23 protein-coding genes are annotated in these 19,145 nt (G+C 68.7%); 8 read left to right on the top strand and 15 right to left on the bottom strand.

All coding sequences use genetic code 11. The features are described 5' to 3' along the window. Positions 1–27 precede the first annotated feature (27 nt). Both ACQ3I4_RS06710 and ACQ3I4_RS06705 read right to left on the bottom strand, forming a co-directional pair. Complete coding sequence (locus ACQ3I4_RS06710; protein ID WP_430633158.1) at positions 28–1,275, bottom strand: Rieske 2Fe-2S domain-containing protein; 1,248 nt, start codon at positions 1,273–1,275, stop codon at positions 28–30. 70 nt (positions 1,276–1,345) lie between these two features. Then, positions 1,346–1,672: a 2Fe-2S iron-sulfur cluster-binding protein gene (locus ACQ3I4_RS06705; protein WP_430633157.1), complete on the bottom strand. Its 327-nt coding sequence runs from the start codon at positions 1,670–1,672 to the stop codon at positions 1,346–1,348. 166 nt (positions 1,673–1,838) lie between these two features. On the opposite strand from ACQ3I4_RS06705, the gene ACQ3I4_RS06700 reads away from it, so the two are divergent. Continuing rightward, positions 1,839–2,579: a class II aldolase/adducin family protein gene (locus ACQ3I4_RS06700; RefSeq protein ID WP_430633156.1), complete on the top strand. Its 741-nt coding sequence runs from the start codon at positions 1,839–1,841 to the stop codon at positions 2,577–2,579. A gap of 211 nt (positions 2,580–2,790) precedes the next feature. On the opposite strand, the gene ACQ3I4_RS06695 is transcribed toward ACQ3I4_RS06700, so the two are convergent. The 3 genes from ACQ3I4_RS06695 to ACQ3I4_RS06685 all read right to left on the bottom strand — a co-directional run bounded on the left by ACQ3I4_RS06695 (position 2,791) and on the right by ACQ3I4_RS06685 (position 4,957). Next, on the bottom strand, positions 2,791–3,207 hold the full coding sequence (locus ACQ3I4_RS06695; RefSeq protein ID WP_430633155.1) for a hypothetical protein: 417 nt from the start codon (positions 3,205–3,207) through the stop codon (positions 2,791–2,793). Positions 3,208–3,368: 161 nt separating this feature from the next. Further along, complete coding sequence (locus ACQ3I4_RS06690; protein ID WP_430633154.1) at positions 3,369–3,524, bottom strand: hypothetical protein; 156 nt, start codon at positions 3,522–3,524, stop codon at positions 3,369–3,371. Between the two features lie 26 nt (positions 3,525–3,550). Next, on the bottom strand, positions 3,551–4,957 hold the full coding sequence (locus ACQ3I4_RS06685) for an SIR2 family protein (RefSeq protein WP_430633153.1): 1,407 nt from the start codon (positions 4,955–4,957) through the stop codon (positions 3,551–3,553). 195 nt (positions 4,958–5,152) lie between these two features. Here ACQ3I4_RS06685 and ACQ3I4_RS06680 point away from each other — a divergent pair, with 195 nt between their 5' ends. Genes ACQ3I4_RS06680 through ACQ3I4_RS06670 form a run of 3 tightly spaced genes read left to right on the top strand, consistent with a single transcriptional unit; the run spans position 5,153 to position 6,733 of the window. Further along, positions 5,153–6,019: a GNAT family N-acetyltransferase gene (locus ACQ3I4_RS06680; protein WP_430633152.1), complete on the top strand. Its 867-nt coding sequence runs from the start codon at positions 5,153–5,155 to the stop codon at positions 6,017–6,019. Positions 6,020–6,065: 46 nt separating this feature from the next. Next, on the top strand, positions 6,066–6,347 hold the full coding sequence (locus ACQ3I4_RS06675) for an ArsR/SmtB family transcription factor (RefSeq protein WP_430633151.1): 282 nt from the start codon (positions 6,066–6,068) through the stop codon (positions 6,345–6,347). Beyond that, the gene (locus ACQ3I4_RS06670) at positions 6,344–6,733 is read left to right on the top strand and encodes a VOC family protein (protein ID WP_430633150.1); all 390 of its coding nucleotides are present in this window, start codon (positions 6,344–6,346) and stop codon (positions 6,731–6,733) included. The genes ACQ3I4_RS06675 and ACQ3I4_RS06670 overlap by 4 nt, the downstream gene beginning before the upstream one ends. A 6-nt stretch (positions 6,734–6,739) precedes the next feature. Here ACQ3I4_RS06670 and ACQ3I4_RS06665 read toward each other — a convergent pair whose 3' ends face one another. The 5 genes from ACQ3I4_RS06665 to ACQ3I4_RS06645 form a co-directional block, all read right to left on the bottom strand. Continuing rightward, a complete protein-coding gene (locus ACQ3I4_RS06665; protein WP_430633149.1) occupies positions 6,740–7,975 on the bottom strand; it encodes a type II toxin-antitoxin system HipA family toxin in 1,236 nt (411 codons plus the stop codon). Further along, entirely contained in the window at positions 7,959–8,201 is a 243-nt protein-coding gene (locus ACQ3I4_RS06660) for a helix-turn-helix transcriptional regulator (protein WP_430633148.1), read from the bottom strand. The genes ACQ3I4_RS06665 and ACQ3I4_RS06660 overlap by 17 nt, the downstream gene beginning before the upstream one ends. Positions 8,202–8,322: 121 nt before the next feature. Then, positions 8,323–8,964 (bottom strand): hypothetical protein, encoded by a 642-nt coding sequence (locus tag ACQ3I4_RS06655; RefSeq protein WP_430633147.1) that lies wholly within the window; start codon positions 8,962–8,964, stop codon positions 8,323–8,325. A gap of 181 nt (positions 8,965–9,145) precedes the next feature. After that, positions 9,146–10,123 (bottom strand): SRPBCC family protein, encoded by a 978-nt coding sequence (locus tag ACQ3I4_RS06650; RefSeq protein ID WP_430633146.1) that lies wholly within the window; start codon positions 10,121–10,123, stop codon positions 9,146–9,148. Between the two features lie 35 nt (positions 10,124–10,158). Beyond that, entirely contained in the window at positions 10,159–10,506 is a 348-nt protein-coding gene (locus ACQ3I4_RS06645; protein ID WP_430633145.1) for an ArsR/SmtB family transcription factor, read from the bottom strand. A 461-nt stretch (positions 10,507–10,967) separates the two neighbouring features. On the opposite strand from ACQ3I4_RS06645, the gene ACQ3I4_RS06640 reads away from it, so the two are divergent. After that, complete coding sequence (locus tag ACQ3I4_RS06640; protein ID WP_430633178.1) at positions 10,968–11,726, top strand: siderophore-interacting protein; 759 nt, start codon at positions 10,968–10,970, stop codon at positions 11,724–11,726. 22 nt (positions 11,727–11,748) lie between these two features. Here the strand turns inward: ACQ3I4_RS06640 and ACQ3I4_RS06635 are convergent, their stop codons facing one another. From ACQ3I4_RS06635 to ACQ3I4_RS06625, 3 genes are all read right to left on the bottom strand, one after another. Further along, on the bottom strand, positions 11,749–12,381 hold the full coding sequence (locus ACQ3I4_RS06635) for a PepSY domain-containing protein (RefSeq protein WP_430633144.1): 633 nt from the start codon (positions 12,379–12,381) through the stop codon (positions 11,749–11,751). Between the two features lie 93 nt (positions 12,382–12,474). After that, positions 12,475–13,176 carry a DUF1266 domain-containing protein gene (locus tag ACQ3I4_RS06630; protein WP_430633177.1) on the bottom strand — a complete coding sequence of 234 codons (702 nt, stop codon included), beginning with the start codon at positions 13,174–13,176 and terminating at the stop codon, positions 12,475–12,477. Positions 13,177–13,213: 37 nt separating this feature from the next. Then, positions 13,214–14,383 carry a DUF1266 domain-containing protein gene (locus tag ACQ3I4_RS06625; protein ID WP_430633143.1) on the bottom strand — a complete coding sequence of 390 codons (1,170 nt, stop codon included), beginning with the start codon at positions 14,381–14,383 and terminating at the stop codon, positions 13,214–13,216. A 280-nt stretch (positions 14,384–14,663) separates the two neighbouring features. Between ACQ3I4_RS06625 and ACQ3I4_RS06620 the strand changes: the two genes are divergently transcribed. From ACQ3I4_RS06620 to ACQ3I4_RS06610, 3 genes are all read left to right on the top strand, one after another. Beyond that, on the top strand, positions 14,664–16,046 hold the full coding sequence (locus tag ACQ3I4_RS06620) for an ATP-binding cassette domain-containing protein (RefSeq protein ID WP_430633142.1): 1,383 nt from the start codon (positions 14,664–14,666) through the stop codon (positions 16,044–16,046). Positions 16,047–16,184: 138 nt separating this feature from the next. Then, positions 16,185–17,387, top strand: a complete 1,203-nt coding sequence (locus ACQ3I4_RS06615; RefSeq protein ID WP_170838002.1) for an IS110 family transposase — start codon at positions 16,185–16,187, stop codon at positions 17,385–17,387. A gap of 133 nt (positions 17,388–17,520) precedes the next feature. After that, the gene (locus ACQ3I4_RS06610) at positions 17,521–17,874 is read left to right on the top strand and encodes a helix-turn-helix transcriptional regulator (protein WP_430633141.1); all 354 of its coding nucleotides are present in this window, start codon (positions 17,521–17,523) and stop codon (positions 17,872–17,874) included. Here the strand turns inward: ACQ3I4_RS06610 and ACQ3I4_RS06605 are convergent. Together ACQ3I4_RS06605 and ACQ3I4_RS06600 are read right to left on the bottom strand one after the other, a co-directional pair. Next, entirely contained in the window at positions 17,871–18,173 is a 303-nt protein-coding gene (locus ACQ3I4_RS06605; RefSeq protein ID WP_019481131.1) for a P-II family nitrogen regulator, read from the bottom strand. The two genes, ACQ3I4_RS06610 and ACQ3I4_RS06605, sit on opposite strands and share 4 nt — an antisense overlap. Before the next feature lie 4 nt (positions 18,174–18,177). Next, on the bottom strand, positions 18,178–19,122 hold the full coding sequence (locus ACQ3I4_RS06600) for a sodium-dependent bicarbonate transport family permease (protein WP_019481130.1): 945 nt from the start codon (positions 19,120–19,122) through the stop codon (positions 18,178–18,180). Positions 19,123–19,145 lie beyond the last annotated feature (23 nt).

Here is a 19,145-nt window from a genome sequence, read left to right as displayed (position 1 = left end):
CGCTGACCGAGATTGGTTTAGCCATGATCACACCGAGGTCTGACGCACGCCCACGCGTGCCTCGAACCCGTCCCCGATCCCTTCGACGAACGGCTGGTCGGCCGGGAGCACGATCGCCACGGAACGGATGTTCTGGTGCTCGGGCGCGTTGCCCACCGGCTCGGTGCCGTGGTCGCGCAACGCCTCGGCGGCCCGGCGCAGCTTCTGGCGGGCCTTGATGATTCCCGCGTCCGTCGCGACGAGGCGCTCCTTGGTGCGGTCGACGATCGGCCCCATGCTCTCCTGCAGCGAGGAATCCTGGATGGCGATGCCCTCGACGCCCGAGAACAACTCCCCGGTCTTCTGCTTGTCGCGATCGATCAGGTAGTCGTTGTCCTTGTTGGCCTCCGGGCGGTACGTTCCGGGGATGTTCTTGCTGTGCACGCCCGCGCCCGCCTCCATCGCTGACACCTCAGCTTCGGTGAGCTCGCGCGTGGGGTGGTAGTCGAAGCTCCAGGCCCAGCAGTTCTCGTCGTCGATCGGCACCCAGAAGTGGCCGTGCACGGGGTGGTCGCCACGCGGCGGAACCATCGTGAAGTTGGGCAGCACCCAGGGGGTGACCCGCCAGTAGTAGTGGCCCTCTTCCGCGTTGCGGCGTGCGCCGATCAGCAGTCCGCCCTCGTTCTCGACGACTTCGAAGAAGGGCTTGAGGTCGCCCTTGTTGTACTGGTTCCCCTTCGCGCCAGCGAAGAGCGGGTCGGCTTCAAGCCCAGCGCCCGTCGGACCACCGCCGTGCAGCCACGTCACGTGGCTGGAGTCGATCCCGCCCTCGAGCGCCTGGAGCCAGTTGCTCTCTTGGAAGCGCTTCGACGTAAAGGTCTGTCCCGACGGCACGGTCGCGAACTCCCACGTCGGAAGCGGGGGCTGCTTCTGGGGGTCCCCCAGGTAGGCCCACAGAAGATCGCCCACCTTAACAAGCGGGTAGGAGCGGAGCTTGACGTTCTTGCAGAACTCGGAATTGTTGAGTTCGCTGGGCACCTCGATCGCCTGTCCTTCGGCGTTGTACTTCCAGCCGTGGTACGGGCAGCGGATGCCTCCGTCCTCAACTCGACCGAAGAACATCGACACGCCGCGGTGTGCGCAGAACTCGTCCATGAGTCCGTAGCTGCCCTCAGGTGTACGAACGGCGATGAGCCGCTCAGATAGGATCTTGACCCGCACGGGCGGGCATCCGTCCTCGGGCAGCTCATCCGTATGCAGGACCGGCTGCCAGTAGCGCCTGAACAGTTCACCCATCGGGGTCCCCGGGCCGGTCTGCGTGAGCAGGTCGTTTATGTCTGGACGCAACATCTCTATCCCTCTTCTTTCAGTGCCATGCTTCAGGGCGTGGCTCGACGACGAGTTCGTCAAGCTCTTCGGTGATGGTGATCTGGCAGCCAAGACGGCTCGCGTCCGTGAAGTCCGACACCCCGAGGTCGAGAAGGTCGGCCTCCAGCTCACTCGGGCCACCGACACGCCCGCGGAACTCGTCTTTGACCCAAACATGGCAAGTGGCACAGGACAGCTGCCCTCCACATTCGCCGACGATGCCGGGAACGCCAGAGCGCACTGCCGCACTCATCACGCTTTCACCAACCGTCGCTTCGACTACGTGCGCGGCATCGCCGCTCCCGATGTACACAACCTTGGGCACTTTGGGCTCCTCCGATCTAACTAATGGCCAGACCAATCTACCGTAGGCTACAGGTGTGTCAAGGGACACTCAAGGGACACCAATGGCTGCACACCGATCATCCGGCTAATCCGGACCGCTCACCCCGTGCAGACCGACCACATCCAACGACCGCAAAGGAAAGAGCATGACCGGCAAATTCGGTGAAGAACGCGCACTCATCGCTAACGCGTGCCGGGTGCTTGCACACCGCGGCCTCGCCGACGGGATTCTCGGACACGTCAGCCTGCGCATCGACGACGAGAGCCTGCTTGTGCGTTGCCGAGGCCCTCGAGAACGAGGCCTCGGATTCACTGAAGCCGAGGACATCCGCCTCATCAGATTCGACGGAACCGCGGCTGGACCAGGAGAACTGGACGGCTGGCACGTGCCCAACGAGCTGCCGCTGCATACAGCGGCCCTAAGTGCCCGCGATGACATCGCGGCGGTTGTGCACGCACATCCTTCACGCATCGTCGCTGCCGACCTCGCGGGCATCCGAATCAGGCCGATCGTCGGCGCATTCGACATCCCCGGCACCCGCCTGGCGGCGGCGGGCGTGCCCGTGTACCCGCGGGGCGTGCTCGTACGTAATCACGCACTCGCGGCCGAGATGCTCACCGCTTTGGGCGACTATCCGGTCCTCGTACTGAGGGCGCATGGCATCACCAGCGTGGCACCCACCGTGGAGCAGGCCGTACTCCAGGCGATCAGCGTCGACACAATCGCCGGTCTTTCGCTGGACATCCTCTCCGCCGGCGGCACGCTTAGCGATCTTTCCGGGGAGGACATGGCCGAACTACCGGACCTGGGCAATAGCTTTAACACGAGCACGGCCTGGCGACATGAAATGGCGCGAATCCACGGCGGTTTTGTGGCTCCCTGCTGAAATCTGTCGACTAGGCTGCGACTGTTAGCTCAGCGTGCACGCGGTTGGTGGTCGCCCGTTCCATAGGCCGACCCCGTCGAAGCGCCACTCCCATGGAGAGAATCGGGCGTTGGCGGCGAGGTGTCGCGGCGTCTCGAGAATCCCGCAGGCTTCGCTCGTAGAAAGTCCGTGGGGAGGTACCGGCCGCCCGTCAGGAGTGCGCGTGCAGCAGCTAAGTCAGCCCCTTGGCGGCCGGGCAGTAGGCCAAGCGCAGCACCAGCAGGTCCATCCGCACGTCCTGCCCGAGGCTTGCCTTCGCGATCGTCGAGTCGATGTCTTTCGCGCTCTGCTGGTAGCCCACCTGCTGGTTGCGGGCCCCCACCGCTTCTCCCAGGGTCTTCAAGACGTTGGCGGCCTCGTAGGGGCGTTCCTCGTCGGAGAAGGCGAGGCCGGCGATCGCGTCGCAGGCGAACTCGATCTCGGGTGTGAACACCTGTGTCTGCGCACCCTGGGCGGCCGCTTCGTCGGCTTGCGCCTTCAGTCGCCTGGCCAAGTCGTCCACGCTCGTACCCGTAGAGTCAGCCTGCTGCGACAGCGGAACCGCCACATCGTCGGCCCGCACACCGATCGCCTTGGCAAAATCGTCCACGGCGGGACTAATCGCCCTGGCCCCGCCGGTGCAGCAGTCCCATTGCAGATGCTGTGCCATATGCAGCCGGGGGCCACTCTCATATTTGTCGACGCCAACGTCCTGTTCTCTCGCACGCTCCGGGACTGGTTCTGTCTGGCAGCCCTTGAAAGGGGGAAATCCTACTTGGAGGACTTGTTGGCTGGCTTGCTGATGCCAATGCGTCCCTGGGCGGACGAGGCGGCGCTGAATTTCCCGGTCTGGGCGCTTTTGGCGACATGGACGGTGTAGGAACCCGTCCGGGCGTTGACGGAAACGCTGGTCTTCTTGGTCGTCATGTCCCCTCCTTGATCTAGAGTCAAGGTCAGTTGACTCGGACTGGAAACGAAACATCGCCGATGCGCGCTCCCCACGTGTTGTTGAGGTCCTCTGCCAGCGACTCCCAGTCGGCACTGCGTTCGACGAGTCTTGCCGCGGGCGTGGACAGGCCAAAGGTCAGGACTGCTGTGGCGAAATCCGAGGTCTGGCCGTCACCGACGAAGATCGGAATCGCCAAAACGGAGCGCCATGACGGCGTCACGCGGTGGTCCCGATGGATGTCCTTGAGCTTGACCTCTTCGGAGCCGATGGCCTCTCCAGCAACCCATGGGCTGTCGTGGCCGGTGGGGACCAGCTTGAGATCCCGGATGCCGCGATATCGGCTCCCGACGGTTGCCCAACGAGCCAGCCTGCTCCGGCCATTGGCGAGCCACAGTGTTCCGCGATGGGCCTTGGTTCCCAAGGTATCGGCCACGAGGTCCGTGTGCTCCGCGAGAAGAGCGGAGTACTCGTCCTGAAGCCGATCGAAGCGCCGCGCGTGACTGGACCAGACTTGGCGCGCTCTCTCTTGAGGAGTCCTGTAGCCCTCCTGGCCGATGAATCGAAGTTCACGAATCACGTGGGCGACATCGCTCAGGTCGTGCATCCGTAGCGCTGAGAGGCCGATGGACTCCCATTCGGAGGCCAGCGCCCTGTCGACGAGGGCAAAGGATGCTCGGTCGAGTCCCAACCCTTCGCGCACGATGGTGACCAACGCCGGATACTTGGGGCTCTCGTCACGCAGAATCAAGTGCAGCCAGTGCCTGATGGCGGGATCCCGGTAGGAAGTACCCGCCAGCAGGAGCGGACCTCGCGACAAGGCTTGGCTCAGGTATTGGCGCTGCCACGCATCCGAGTTCTCAACGAGCTCCGCATAGTCGCGAAAGCTGACGACGGGATCATAGGCCGCGCCTTGCCAGAGGGCTCCGTGTAGATGATGGACGATTGGCGCGCTGGATGTTGTGCTGCCGCCGATTCCAATGAGGACCTCGGCATTCCCGTTGTCCAGCAGGGCCTCTTCAAGCAGCGTGTCGTAGTTCAACGTGCTCAGCAACGTCGAGCGGGGAGCTGCCAAGAACTGACCGGCCGCGGCCAGATGAAGTGGTGACGGTCTGGGATCCGTCACCGGGCCGCCGAAGAGTGCCTTGTTGAGGTGTAGCTCCCAATCTTTGCCCGAACTTGCCCGGGCAGCTTCGAGGACGATGGTCGGGTCCTGCTTGCTGAGCAAGATGTCGGCGGCAGATTCCTTGGCCACGACACCGCTGATCGTCGCGAGGCTGCGGGCAAACTGATCCCAAGTGGGGAGGCCCGAAGGCGCCGATGCTCCCGCGCCTAGAACGAGCGTTAGATCGGCGTCGCCCGCAAGCGGTGCGAACTGGGCCATGACTGCCTGATCGATGTCTGGTGCGCTCACGTCCATACCCAAGCGTCGAGGGATGACACCTGAAGCTAGCCCTGTGGATAACGGGAATCAAGCCGAGCCTTGCCGCCCAGTGCGCGGCCCACGTCCACGATAGCTAGCGGAACCGGGCGTCGGCTGGGAGGCGCGGCCCCGCCGTCGTCCCCTCCGCCCCTTCCGCGGCCCGCGCCCATCGTGTTTGATCGGGGGATGGCCCTGAACCTGGACACCCCGGCCCCCGCGGCCCTGCCCGGCATCGCCGCCGAGCTCGGCGCGTGGGCCACCGACGACGGCCCGATCCAGCTGCACCCCGGCGACGTCGGCTGGTACTGGCGCTTCGGCGCAGCGGCGACGGCCGCGGCGCTGCGGACGTGGAGCCGGGACGGGCGCCTGCTCGCCGTCGGGCTGCTCGACGGCCCCGGGCTGCTCAGGCTCGCGATCGCGCCCGATGCCCGCGACGACGCCGCGCTCGCCGAGCGGCTGGCGCTCGACGCCTCCACCCCGGGCGCCGGCGTCCTGCCGGAGGGGGAGGCGTTCATCGAGGCCCCCGGCGGCGCGCGCGTCCGCGAGGCGCTCGCCGCCTCCGGCTGGCGCGAGGACGAGTCCTGGGCCCCGCTGCGGCACGACCTCACGGCGCCCGCGCGGGATCCGGGCCTGCGGATCGAGGTCGCCGGGCCGGCGCAGGCCGCCGAGCGCGCCGCGGTCCAGCGCGCCTCCTTCGGCGGCTCCACCTTCACCGAGGCCCGGTGGCTGGCCATGGCGGCCGGCCCCCTCTACGCGGACGCCCGCTGCCTTCTGGCGTACGACGCCGATGCCTCCCTGGTCGCGGGCGTCACCGTGTGGTCCGCAGGGCCGGGCCGGCCGGGACTCATCGAGCCGCTCGGCGTGGACGCGGGCCACCGCGGGCGTGGATACGGGACGGCCGCCACGCGTGCCGCGGTCGCCGCGTTACGGGAGCTCGGCTCCTCGAGCGCCCTGGTCTGCACGCAGAGCGCCAACACGGCCGCCGTGGCGGCGTACGCCTCGGCCGGCTTCCGGGCGCTGCCGGAGGTCGCGGACCTGCGTCGGGACGGGTAGCGCGACGCCCTTGACAGGCAAGTCTCCACTTGCCTATGGTGTGGCCATGGGTGACGTCTTCAAGGCCCTGGCGGACCCGACGCGGCGGACCATCCTCGACGGACTGGCCGAGCGCAGCGGGCAGACCCTGTTCGAGATCTGCGGGCGGCTCGTGAGCCAGCACGGCATCTCGCTCTCCCGCCAGGCCATCTCGCAGCACCTCGAGGTCCTCGAGGAGGCCGGCCTCGTGCGCACCCGGCGCGAAGGCCGCTACAAGTTCCACGACATCGACACCGCGCCGCTCGAGAACGTCCTCGAGCGGTGGCTGCCAGGAAAGGACACACCATGAGGATCCAATGGGCCAGCGTGCTCGTCGACGACCAGGAGAAGGCCCTCCGCTTCTACACCGAGAAGCTCGGCTTCGAGCTCAAGCACGACGTCCCCCTCGGCGACGCCCGCTGGCTGACCGTCACCGCGCCGGGCGAAGCCGACGGCACCGAACTGCTGCTCGAGCCCGACGGCCACCCCGCCGTCGGGCCGTTCAAGGACGCGCTCGTCGGCGACGGCATCCCCTTCACCCAGTTCGCCGTCGACGACGTCCAGGCCGAGTACGAGCGACTGCGGGAGCTCGGCGTCGTCTTCACGCAGCCGCCCGCCACCATGGGCACCGTGACGACGGCCGTCCTCGACGACACCTGCGGCAACCTGATCCAGATCATCCACGTCGCCGAGTAAGCGCGCCTACGCACCCTTCCGGCGCCCCGGAATCGGGCGTCCCGCACGAAGCGCGTCGATGTCGGCGGCGATCTGCTCCTGCAGTGACGGGAAGGCCCCGTCGAGGGGGGTTTCCGCGGCCACGGCAGCCCGGATCTCCTCCAGGGTCTCGTCGACGACTGGTCCGGGGCGCCGGAGTCCCCAAGCCCCGCACTCGGCCACGAGATCCTCCCGTGTCACATCGGAGTGGTTGTACTTCTTGTTGACTGCAAGGGCCAGTTTGCCGTCGTTCCGCAGGTGTTTCTGGGGAACGACGTCGTACGCCGGCGCCAGTCTGACGTCGCCTTCCGTGGGATGGAGCAGTCCGATGTTCTTCGTGTGCATATCGAGGTTGCCGGTCGCCACTGCGAGGACCAGCATCCTCGCCAGTCGACGGAGTTCGCCAGGAGCCGCGTGTCGTGTCAACGTTTGCCCAACGCGGCGAAGGCTGACCACGCCGCCGATTTCCTGGTACTTCTCGTTGCGTCGAGCTCCGAGGGCCTGGCTGAAGTCCTCTTGGTGGATCCGCTCGCCCGCGGCACGGTCGAAGCGTTCGATGACGAGGGCTGGTAGGCCGTCGAATTCCGTGACCGTCGTGTTGAAGTCCGCCAGTCCGACCCGGCGGGCGAGTCGCGATCCGTACTCCTCGTCGAAGATGACCGACGAATTCTCGCCGTCGAGGCGTGGCTTGATGATGTGTGTCGTCGGGTAGCCACCCAGCGATTGCGCCCACCCCCGGCTTGTCTTGACGAGGACGATCTTCGGCTGGACGCCGCCCAGGGACGACTTGCCCCTGACGTTTTCATTGGCGAGCGGCGAGCCGGTCGGGTCCTCGAGCAGGGCGCGGACCTCCGCGTCGGTCGCGCTCTTGAGCCCCGGCGTCCTCGGTTCCGTCGGATCGTCGAGGTCCCAGATCTGCAGGGCTCCGGCCACGTCCCTTCCATACCGTGCCAGGAAGGCCAGGGTGTCGCCTCGGTGAAGCCCTGCTTGGGCCAGCATGTAGTCGTACTGGTCGCCCTCGGGTAAGAGTTCGGCGAACCAATTGCGGCGGCGCCCGGCATGATCCCGGCGCTGGTCCGGGGCCAGGGGAATCACAACGGAGAGAGCCGTGCTGTTCGTGCCGAAGCGATCCATGCCGGCATCAGACGGGGCGAAGTCGAAGTCCCGGGCGTCACCGCTCAGGACTCCAACCTGCGTCCCCTGAAGCTCAACGGCCAGGCGCATCGTCGTCCTCCCAGGACGCTGTCAGGTCAAGGCCGGTCAATCGGGCAAGTTCCAGGACGCGTTGCAGGTGGATCGTTGACTTGCCGCTCTCGATTTCGCTGATGGCGCTCTGGCTGACGTCGAGCGCCCGGGCAAGGTCGGTCTGGGTCATCCCCTGGGCCAAGCGCGACTGTTGGATCGCCAAGCCGATGTCGCCCGGGGTCCGCAATCTGGCAGTGCGCTTCACTGTGCCGCCCTTCACGGGGATCGGATGATCACGATGGCATCAGGGTATCGGAATATTGAGATGCCACCAAGGTATCGGCTTTTCCCGATAGTCAACGATCGTCCGAGGAAGGCCCGGCACCTCAGCGCGCGGCGATGCGTTCGACGTCGTCGTCCTCGAGGCCGGTCAGCCCGATCGTGAAGGGGTCCAGGGTCGTGGCGCGTTCGCGGCCCTCGGCGTCCCGGACCGCGACGCGCGGCGTGAGCAGGTGCAGGTCCGCGCCGTCGTCGCAGGACAGCTCGACGCCGAGCCGGACCGGATCGCCCTCGACGCCGGTGCCGGACGCGCTCCAGTCGGCGATCGAGACGCCCTCCGCCCCGGTGTCCACGCCGATGACCTCGGCCGCTTCCCCGTCCACGCTGCCCAGGACCACGTCGATGCGCCCGCACCCGGGATAGGCGACCCCGTACTCCTCGACCGCCTCGAAGATCCGGGCGTCCCGGCCGCTCGTGATCCGCCAGCTTCCGACGTCCCGGACGATGGGCTCGGCCCGGTCCGGGTAGTGGATCTCGACGCCGCTGAAGGAGGCCTCCGGGGACCCGGCCGTCAGCTCCGCCACGAGGTTCCCGACCCGGTGCGTGCCGTTCGAATCGCCGGCATGGATCGCGACGGAACCCGCCGAGAGGCCGGAATCGACGGGTTCGCCGTCCTCGTCGAGGAGGACCACGGCCACCGGATCGCCCCACACCGGGTCCTCCGGCGGGGCGGCGAAGAGCAGGTTCACGCCGAGCGGAACGTCGGCCGCCAGTTCGATGTCCGCCGAGGTCAGGGCGAAGCCGGCGCGCGAGGCGGGAGGCTCGTCGGGTGACGGGGCGGTGCAGGCCGACGCCGCCAGGACCAGCGCGCAGGCGCCGGCCGCCGCCCACCAGCGGTAGGCGGCGCCCCCGGCGTCGTACGCGGTCCCGCTAGGCGGAAGCCAGGACCTCCGACTCGAGCCGCGCGTAGCTGGTCTCCATGCCGTCCGTCATGCCGGTGGCCAGGACCATGTCCCGCGTCGCCGCGTCCGGGTAGGTGACGACGATCGCCAGAAGCGTGCCGCCCTCGACCGGAGTCAGCGTCATCTCGTTCAGCGTCCCCGGCCCCTCCATGCCGATCATGTTCTCCGTGGTCACGGAGCGGTACGGGGCCTCCGACTCCACGAGCTCGCCCGTGAAGCCGAAGCGCTCGCCGGACTCCGCGTTCTCCCACTCGTAGCGGTACGTGTCGCCGACCGCGTCGGCGAGATTGCACACCGGCATCGTCCAGCCGTCCGGGCCCAGGAGCCAGCGCTTGACCAGCTCCGCGTCCTGGTGCGCGTCCCACACCTGCCGCACCGTTCCGCGGATGACCCGGCTGACGCGGACCTGCGTGTCGCTGAGGATCTGCGCCTCCGTGGCCCGGCCCGCCGCGAACGACGCGAGGTCCGCGAGCACGGCGTCGAGCTGGCCCATCGCCGAGACCGTGCCCTCCTCCATGCCCATCTCCAGGAGCTGTTCCAGCTGCTCCAAGGTGTTGAAGGACGTGGTCATGGTGGACCGCGACCCCGAGGGGGTCTCCTCGAAGGCGTAGCGCATCCGCATCGTGGGCATGTCGGTGTTCGGCGTCCCGTCCTCGTGCGCGAAGCCGTCCAGGACCTCGAAGGAATGGGGCGCGTCGACCGCGGTGAACTCCCAGAAGCCGCCCGCGCGGCTGCCGTCCGGGCCGGTCATGTAGTAGTTCGAGCGGCCGCCGGCGACCATGTCGTGCCGCGTGAACGTGGCCGGCCACTCCGGCGGACCCCAGAACCGCTCCAGCTGCCGGGGATCCGCATACGCGTCCCAGAGCCGGGCCAGCGGCACGGGGAAGTCCGCGACGATGGTCATCGTGAGGGACTCTAGGTCCTTGTCGATCGTGGTGATGGGCATGACGTGCCTTTCGTGTGCGGCCTCGGGGGCCGGGTTCAGTCGTCGGCGAGCAGCGCGTCGAGGCGGGAGATCCGTCCGCGCCAGATCCGCTCGTACTCGTCCAGCAGGGTCCGTGCCCGCTGGAGCGTCTCGGGATTGCCCCGGACCAGGCGTTCGCGGCCCTGGGCGTGCTTCGTGACGAGGCCGGCCGCCTCCAGGACGGCCACGTGCTTCTGGACGGCCGCGAACGACATCGCGTAGGCGGCGGCCAGCTCCGAGACCGTCGACTCGCCGGTCAGCGTGCGGCGGACGATGTCCCTGCGCGTCGCGTCCGCGAGGGCCCGGAAGATCCGGTTGACCTCGTCGTCGCTGAGCGTGATGCCCGGAGCAGGATGTGTAACCATATGGTTGTAGATTAGGCGCGGAGTCGGGGGTGGTCAAGGGGCGGCTGTGAAGAATTCCCAGTTCTCGATCGGGCGGCGCGGCGTGTCGCGCGGACACGCCGGGAGTTGGTCCGCCAGGCCCGGGAGAAGTGGGAGGAAGTCCGGCCGCCCCGGAGCCGGACGTCGCGCCACCGGGACAGACGTCATGCGGCGCCCCCAAGCGTGGCATCCCGGACCCCGCTGCGGGACGATGGTTCCACGCGATGCCGCGCACGTGACCCTGCCGGCGCCTTGAGGACTGGGAAGGACCCGCCGTGGGCACGAAGAGCAAGAAGAAGTCCGGCGGCAAGGACGGCTGCCCGGCGAAGAAGGCCCGGAAGAAGGCCGCCAAGAAGGCCGCCAAGAAGGCATCCACGAAGCCGTCGAAGAAGGAGCTCAGGAAGGCCGAGGCCCGGGCGAAGAAGTACCGCGGCCAGACGGTCCTGACGGTCCGCCGCGTCGAGCGGCTCGGCCCGCACCTGGTGCGGATCGTCGCCGGCGGCCCCGGCTACGACTCCTTCCGCGACAACACGTACACGGACAAGTACGTCAAGGTCTACTTCACCCGTCCCGAGTTGGGGCTCACGGCGCCGTACGACTTCGCGAAGCTGCGCCGGAAGCTGCCCAAGTCCGACCAGCCCGTGACCCGCACCTACACCGTGCGCTGGTCCGATCCGGCGGCCCGCGAGCTCGCGATCGACTTCGTGGTCCACGGCGACGAGGGGCTCGCCGGTCCGTGGGCCGCCCGCGCCCGCCCGGGCGACCGGATCTCCTTCAAGGGCCCCGGCGGCCGCTACGCCCCGGACCCGACCGCGGACTGGCACCTCCTCGCCGGCGACGACACCGCCCTGCCCGCGATCGGCGCCGCGCTCGAGGCCCTGCGCCCACGAGCCCGCGGGGTCGCGTTCCTCGAGGTCGACTCGGAGAAGGACCAGATCGAACTCAAGGCCCCGTCCGGCGTCGAACTCCGCTGGCTCTTCCGCAACGGGGCCGCGCCCGGCGCCGCCCCGCTCCTGCCCGCGGCGGTGCGCGACTACGACTGGCCCGAGGGGCGCGTGCACGTGTTCGCGCACGGCGAGGCCGGGTCGATCCGCCAGCTCCGCGGGGTGTTCAACGACCGCGCGCTGGAGAAGAAGCAGGTCTCGGTCTCCGGCTACTGGTCCGCACGCAAGGCCCGCCGCCGCGCCCCCGCCCCCGGCTGAGGCGGGGGAGCGGGCGTAACGGTCAGCGGCTCAGGAGCTCTCCCGTCGCCGCGTCGACGTGGAGCTCCTCGACCGCCGCGCCCGGCGCGGCGGCGTAGACCTCCCAGACGATCCGCCCGCGCTCGTCGTCGAGCTCGACCTTGCTCAGCTCGGCCGAGGTCCGGGCCGCCGCGACCGTCGCGACGGCATCGGCGGCCGCGATGGCGGGGGCGCCGCCGCGGGCCAGCTCCGGCACCTCGGTCGACTCCTGCTTGAGCACGTCGAGGGTCGCGCGGTCCAGGTAGACCTCCGTCGCGGCGCCCGCACCGGTGAGGACCACGGCCTCCCAGACGGGCGTGCCGCGTTCGGTGCCCTGGTCGAGTTCGATCAGGTCGCCCGGCACGGCCGCGAGCGCCGCCCCGATCGCGGCCGTGAGGGCCGCCGCGCCGTCGCCGGCGTCGGGTGCCTCGGAGGCGTCGGTCGGCTCGGCCGTCGCGGTGTCGGTCGCCGTCTGGGTGGCGGCCTCGGTGGCGGGCGGGCTCCCGGTGTCGGTGGCCGCCTCCGTCGCCGCGGGGCTCGTCTCCCCGGCGTCGGTGCCGGGGCTGCAGGAGGCCAGTGCGAGGGCGGCGGCCGCGAGGACGACGGCGGCGCGGGCCGGATGTTCGTGGGTGTGCATTGGATTCACACGGCTTTCGGGGTGAGGGGATGCACCTCATTGTCCGCTCGTTCCGGGCGCCGGGCCAGAGCTTGGGGGCGGGTTCCTTCCGGGTCAGATCCCGCCCGGGGCGGCGGGCCACGCGGGCTCTTCCCACGGCCCGCCCGGACCGTACAGCGCCCGGGTGTAGGCCTTGAGACGCATCCGGTCCTGCATGGTGCCGAAGCCCTCCACGCCGGACGTGAACGCGTCGCCGAACGCGAGCCAGTCCCCGAAGACCCGGACGACGCCGGACGCTGGCACCTGCGTGCCCTGCCGGGCCTGCTCCTCCTCCAGATGTCCCGCCGCGACGCCCAGCCGGTACACGAACGCGAGCCGCGCCGCCGCCCAGGCCAGCCCCGCCGGATCGGGGGGAAGGCCGCCGGTGGAGGCTGCGGCGTCGTACTCCGTCCGCGCCCGGTCCAGCAGGGCCCGCCACCCGCCGTGCCCCCGGGCCCCCGCGGCGTCCACGACCTCGCCGAGGCGGCGCTCCCACGCGGCGTCCGGGCCGGGCGGCGCCAGCGCCCAGGCGCCGTGGTGCAGCCCGTGCAGCTCCACGAACGGCGCGGCGAGGCCCAGGAGCCAGCGCTCGCGCGCGTCGGACGGGCCGTCCAGGGGGCGGGGCTCGAGCGGGCGCAGGTCGGCCGGGGAATAGCCGCTCCCGCCGCGGTCCGGATCCGGGCCGTACTTGGCATGCCCCGAATTCATCCAGCGCAGCGCCGCGAAGAGCAGGCCGAGCATGAGCAGCAGGCCGACGGTCCAGCCGCCCGGGATCATCGCGTCCACGCCCGGCCTCCCCTCCGCGTCCCCGCGCTCACCATTGCCGGTGCCGGCCGAGGCGCTCGTTCACCGCGGCGTCCAGGGCGAGCTCCCACGGCCCCGCGTCGGCCGCCTCCGACGCCGTGAGCGGGGTGATGAGCTCCTCGGCCAGCAAGGCGTCGACCAGCATGAGGCGCGACGGCGGCGACGGCGCCTCCCAGGGCACCCGCGCCCACGGCCCGGCCGGTGGGGCCTGCAGGGCCGTCAGCGCGTGCGCGTCGTGGACGTCCGAGGCCCGCCCGGCCTCCCCGCCCATCCCGTTCCAGTACCAGCGGGCCAGCATGAACTGCCCGCCCAGGTCCGTCCATCCCGTGTAGGCGGCGCGCAGCTCCGGGGCGACCATGAGCAGCAGGTCGCGCGCCTCGTCGTCGGACAAGTGCCCGACCGTGGCGCCGGAGCGCGCCAGCATCACGAGCCGCAGCAGGTCCCACGCCGTGAAGTCGGCGCGGTCGATCCCGCGGCTGCGCGCGCGCACCCGGCGGAAGCGCCACAGCTCCTCCGCCCCGGCCGGCGAACCGCGGCCGTCCGGCCCGGCCGCGAGTCCCGTCAGCCGCTCCTCCTCGGCGCGGGCGGCCGCCGGATCGAGGGCGAGCCACGCGTCCCGCTGGTTGCCGTATGGGTAGCGGTGCCCCTCCGTGAGCAGCCAGTGCAGCGTGGCGAGCAGCTCCGCGCGCGTGCGCACGCCCCACGCCTCGACCAGGCCCGCGCGGCACTGCTCCACCGCGGTGCTGCGCAGCCGGTTCCACGGCGAGCCCTGGCAGATCGAGAACACGGCGCCGGCGGCGAGCGGCCAGTCGAGGGGGCCGGGGGACCCGGGGGAGTAGGCCGAGGGATCGCCGTCCCAGTGCACGGTGTGGTGGGCGTCGAGGTCCGCGCGGCCGTTCCGGGCCCTGGCCTTCTCGACGATCCAGCGCGCGATGCCGAGCGCCGTCAACGCGAACACGAGCCCGAGCACGATGACCGCGAGCCACGGCGGCTGGGCCTGCAGGGAGTCGCCGATGAGCGGCGCATCGGTGGGGGCGGGGAGGATCGCGGGCGTCGTCGGGTCGAGGGACGGCGTCGCCGTCGGGTCGACGGACGGCGCTGCGCTCGACGCTGCGGCGGGCGCGGACGGACTAACCGCCGGGGGCGGCCACGTGATGCCGTCGCGCGGGAATGCGCCCATGTCACAAGGCTAACCCCGCCCGGCAGCGCACGTCCCGCCCTCCCCGCACCACGATCCGTCCCCGGGTTGTTCTGAGCGGCTCGTCACGACGCGTGGGTGGATCGTGTCGCGCGAGGGGTGGTTGACGAATCCCAATCACTTCGCCTACCGTGGACGTCATGGGTTCGCTGTACCTCTAGGAACGGGACCGCGTCGAGCTTGGCTCCGCGGGCCCTGCCGTCGTGCGTCCACGGAGCACGACGCTGGACATCCCCTTCCGCACCGACCCCAGGCGGTTTCCATGACCTCATCCCAGCTCTCCCTCCACCACGTGGGGCGCTCCTTCCCGGGCCGCACCGTCCTCGAGGACGTCACGCTCTCGATCGCCCCCGGCGAACGCGTCGGCATCATCGGCGGCAACGGCGCCGGCAAGTCCACGCTCCTGCGCCTCATGGCCGGCCTCGACCTCCCCGGCAACGGGACCGTCACCGTCTCCGCGCAGGGAACCGGCTACCTCCCCCAGCGGCCGGGCGAAGCTGCCCACTTCTCGGCCCACGAGGCGACTCCGGACGGCGTGTCCCGGCGACACGCCGAGCCCGAGGACCGAGAAGCGGGCAACTCCGCACCACGCACCGTCGCCGACGCCCTCGACGAGGCGCTCGCCGGCGTCCTGGCCGCGAACCCCGAGCTGCTGCTCCTCGACGAGCCCACCAACGACCTCGACGATTCCGCGATCGGCTGGCTCGAGGAGCGGCTCGCCGGCCATCGCGGAACCGTGGTCGCCGTGACGCACGACCGCGTGTTCCTCCAGCGCCTGACCGACGTCGTCCTGGAGGTCGAGTCCGGCCGCGTGGCCCGTTTCGGCGACGGCTACGCGGGCTACCTCGCGGGGAAGGCCGCCGAGCGCCGCCGCAGGATCCTGGATTACGAGCGCTGGCGGGCCGAGCTCGCGCGGCACGAAGCGCTCGTGGAGCGCAACGCGTCCCGGCTCGCGGCGATCCCGCAGAAGATGGAGAAGGCGGCGTTCGGACACGGCGCGTTCCGGCTGCGCTCGCGCGGGCACGGGGCGATGTCCCGCCTGAAGACCGCCAAGGGCCGCATCGAGCGGCTGCTGGCCGACCCGGTGCCCGCCCCGGCCGAGCCGCTCGTCTTCCGTCCTCCCCTGTCCACCGCGGAGGACGACGCCGGGGCCGCACCCTCCGTCCGGATCCCCGCCGGCCCGGGGCTGCTCGTGTCGCTGCGCGGGATCCGCGTCCCCGGCGAGGGGCGGCCGCGGCTCGAACTGGACGGGCTCGAGCTCGGCCCCGGCGACCGGCTGCTGCTCACGGGTCCGAACGGCGCCGGCAAGTCGACGCTCCTCGACGTCCTCGCAGGCGAGCTGATCCCGGAGGAGGGCACCGGCGTCGTACCGTCCGCGGTGGGGTATCTGCGGCAGGCGGGCGCCCCGTGGCCCGCGCGGATGCCGATGGTCGCGGCGTACGCGCGGGGGCGGGAGGGAACGGCCGCGGAGCACGTCGACGCGTTGCTCGCGCTGGGGTTGTTCACGCTCGACGAGTTGCGGCTGCGCGTCGGCGAGATGTCCTTATGTTGTTACCGGGCTCAGTTCCGCGGTCATTGTAGGGTCGTGGCTACCCAGGGGAGGCGGGTATGGCTTGGCTGCTGTGGACCGCACGCTTGCACGTGACGGCTCCGTAGGATTGGCCGCCCGCCACCCCGCGATGACCCGACCGCTGATTGAGAGACGCGACATGATCGCCGGATAAGGACACGACGGCGCGGTTATCTGCTGGGCTCTTCTCATCCAACAGACTGGAGGCTGTTCTTGGTGCAATTATGGGCCGGCATCGACGCCGGCAAAGCCCATCACCACTGCGTTGTGATCGATGGCGAGGGAAACAGGCTGCTCTCGCAGAAGGTTCCCAACGACGAAGCGGCGCTCATCCAACTTTTGGGCACGGTCCTGGACTTGTCGGACGGTGGTCCTTTGGTGTGGGCGATGGACTTGAATCATGGCGGACCGGCGCTGCTCATCGCGTTGCTTGTCGGTCATGGTCAGAACCTTCTCTATATTCCTGGGCGGACGGTGCACCACGCCTCGAAGATTTATAGGGGTGACGGCAAGACAGATGCCAAGGATGCCGCTGTGATCGCCGACCAGGCCCGGATGCGGACTGACCTGCAGCCTTTGCGCGCCGGTGACGAGATCAGCGTCGGGTTGCGACTCCTAACGGCCCGGCGGGCTGACAAGTCGGCGGATCGGGTGAGGTCGATTAATCGACTCAAAGCTCAGCTCCTGGAGTATTTCCCCGCGCTGGAGCGGACCTTCGATTACAGCCGATCCAAAGCCGCGCTGATGTTGCTGACCAAGTACCGGACTCCGGATGGGATCCGCCGTGCCGGCCAGGCGCGAATCCAGGCGTGGTTGAAGAAACACGGTGCTCGTTCCTCGGCAGCGGTTGCTGCGGCTGCGGTAGAAGCCGCGAAGTCCCAGCAGACCGTCGTTCCTGCCCAACGCATCGGGGAGGTGATTGTCGCAGCCCTCGCCCGCGAAGTGGCAAGTTTGAACGAGGAACTGGAAGAACTGGATGCGCTGATCAGCGAGAAGGTTACTGAACACCGGCATACCGAGGTGCTGTTGAGCATGCCCGGCTTTGGCCCTGTCCTTGCCGCCGAATTCCTTGGTGCCACCGGCGGAGATATGACGGTTTTTCAGTCTGCGGACCGGTTCGCCGGTGTTGTTGGATTGGCGCCGGCGCCGAGGGACTCCGGAAGGATCAGCGGCAACCACCATCGGCCAAGACGATACGATCGCCGGCTGCTCCGCGTCTTCTTCCTCTCCGGGCTCTCGGCGCTTAAATCCTGCCCGGCCTCACGTGCCTATTACGACCGAAAACGGGTGGAAGGGAAATCTCACATCCAGGCCATGCTCTCGCTCGCCCGACGGCGGCTCAATGTCCTCTGGGCCATGCTCCGCGACGGCACTACTTACACCTTGGTATCGCTGGCACCACCACTTACAGCCTGATCTAGCCGTCTACGACCGGCGGCTTGGTAACGAGACGATTCCTGCGCCTGGCGATCATAAGCGTTGTGGGTGCTTGCTGTGGATTGGGACCGGCGGCGCTTTCGTCGTGCCCAGATCCGCTATTGTCCAAGGGGTGGCGACTGAAGATTTTGAAGCAAAGGAAAGCGAAGTGTCAGGCAGCGGCATCGGGTGGACGTTCCTGACTAACCACGCCCACGTACTGTTGACCATTGCCCGTGATCCGCAGATACGGCTACGTGACCTGGCTGCCACGGTGGGGGTCACGGAGCGTGCCGCCCAGAAGATTGTTGCTGACCTTGTCGAGGCCGGCTACATCACCAGGACACGGGCAGGCAGGCGGAACATCTATTCTGTGGTGTTCGGCCGCCCGTTCCGGCACCCTGTTGATGCCGGCCATCAGCTTGACGAACTCCTTGCTGTGCTCGTGCCTGAAAAGGGGCAGCCCGCGGAGGGCACGAAGGCCTAGAACTTGGCCGGCCGCAGGACCTCGACGTCGCTCAGAAACAGGATCATGGCGTAGTCCTCGTAGTAGTGCTCGCGAAGGTGTGCAGCAAGGCCTTCCGCTATCACGGCGTCGCAGACCACCTCGATACGGATATTGCTGTTCGCTTCCCAGCCTGCTCCGCGGACGCCCCGGCTGCCTTTCCCGCGCGCGTCGGTGATGGTGTATCCGTGGGCGTGGTGTTGCTCGATGTCGCGGACGAGGGTTGATTCGAGGACGGCCTCGGTGACGATGGTCAGGAGCTTGCGTCGGTGGCTTTCCATGGCTTTATCCCCTCGCGAAGGTATGGATCCAGATGGACAGGGCGTGGTAGAGCGGGATCCCCACCACCACGTTGAACGGGAAGGTGATCCCTAGGGATGCCGCCAGCGACAACGTGGGGTTGGCTTCCGGTACGGAAATGCGCATGGCCGCCGGCGCCGCGATGTAGGAGGCACTTGCCGCCAGTGTTGCCAGAATAGCTGTTCCGCCCACCGACAGTCCTAATGCCCAGCCCAGCCCTGCACCTATGACGGCTGAGAACAGCGGCATGATGATGGCAAAAGCCGCTAGGAACACGCCGTATTTGCGCAGGCCTCCGAGCTGCGTTGCTGTCAGCAGCCCCATTTCCAGCAGGAATAAGGCAAGGATCCCTTTGAACATGTCCACAAACAGGGGTTCGATGGAGGACAGGCCATCGGGTCCGGCGATCCAGCCGATGAACAGGCCACCCAGGAGCAGGACAATGCCTTTTCCGAGGAAGACCTCGTGAGCGACCGTTTTCCACCTGGTCTCCTTGGAGACTCCCCGCGCCAAAACTATGCCCACGATGATGGCTGGTACTTCCAGCATCACCAGAAGCAGCGGCATGTGCTCTTCGAAGACGACCTGTCGAGTGCCCAGGTAGGCGATGGCTACGGCGAAGGTACCTACACTGACGGAGCCATAGTGGGCGGCAATGGAGGCTGCGTCGGCACGTTTGAAGCGTCCGAGGTAGCGCAGCACCGGGAAGGCCAGAAGGGAAAGGAAGAATCCCATCGCCACTACGGCCAGGATCTGGGGTAGCAGTTCGCCAAAGGGCTGCTTGGCGAGTTCCACACCGCCCTTAAGGCCAATGGCCAGCAGCAGCACGATGGTGACGAACTCATAGATTGCCGCCGGAAGGCGCAGCTCCGACCGGAGCAGCCCGGCCAGCGCCCCAAGAATGAAGAAAAGGATGATGGGGTCTACCACATTAGGACTCTCTGATTATTTCC

The sequence above is a fragment of the Zafaria sp. Z1313 genome (assembly GCF_050563205.1).
In the GTDB taxonomy this organism is placed as follows: Bacteria; Actinomycetota; Actinomycetes; order Actinomycetales; family Micrococcaceae; genus JAZDCJ01.
This window is presented reverse-complemented; position numbering and strand designations above follow the sequence as displayed.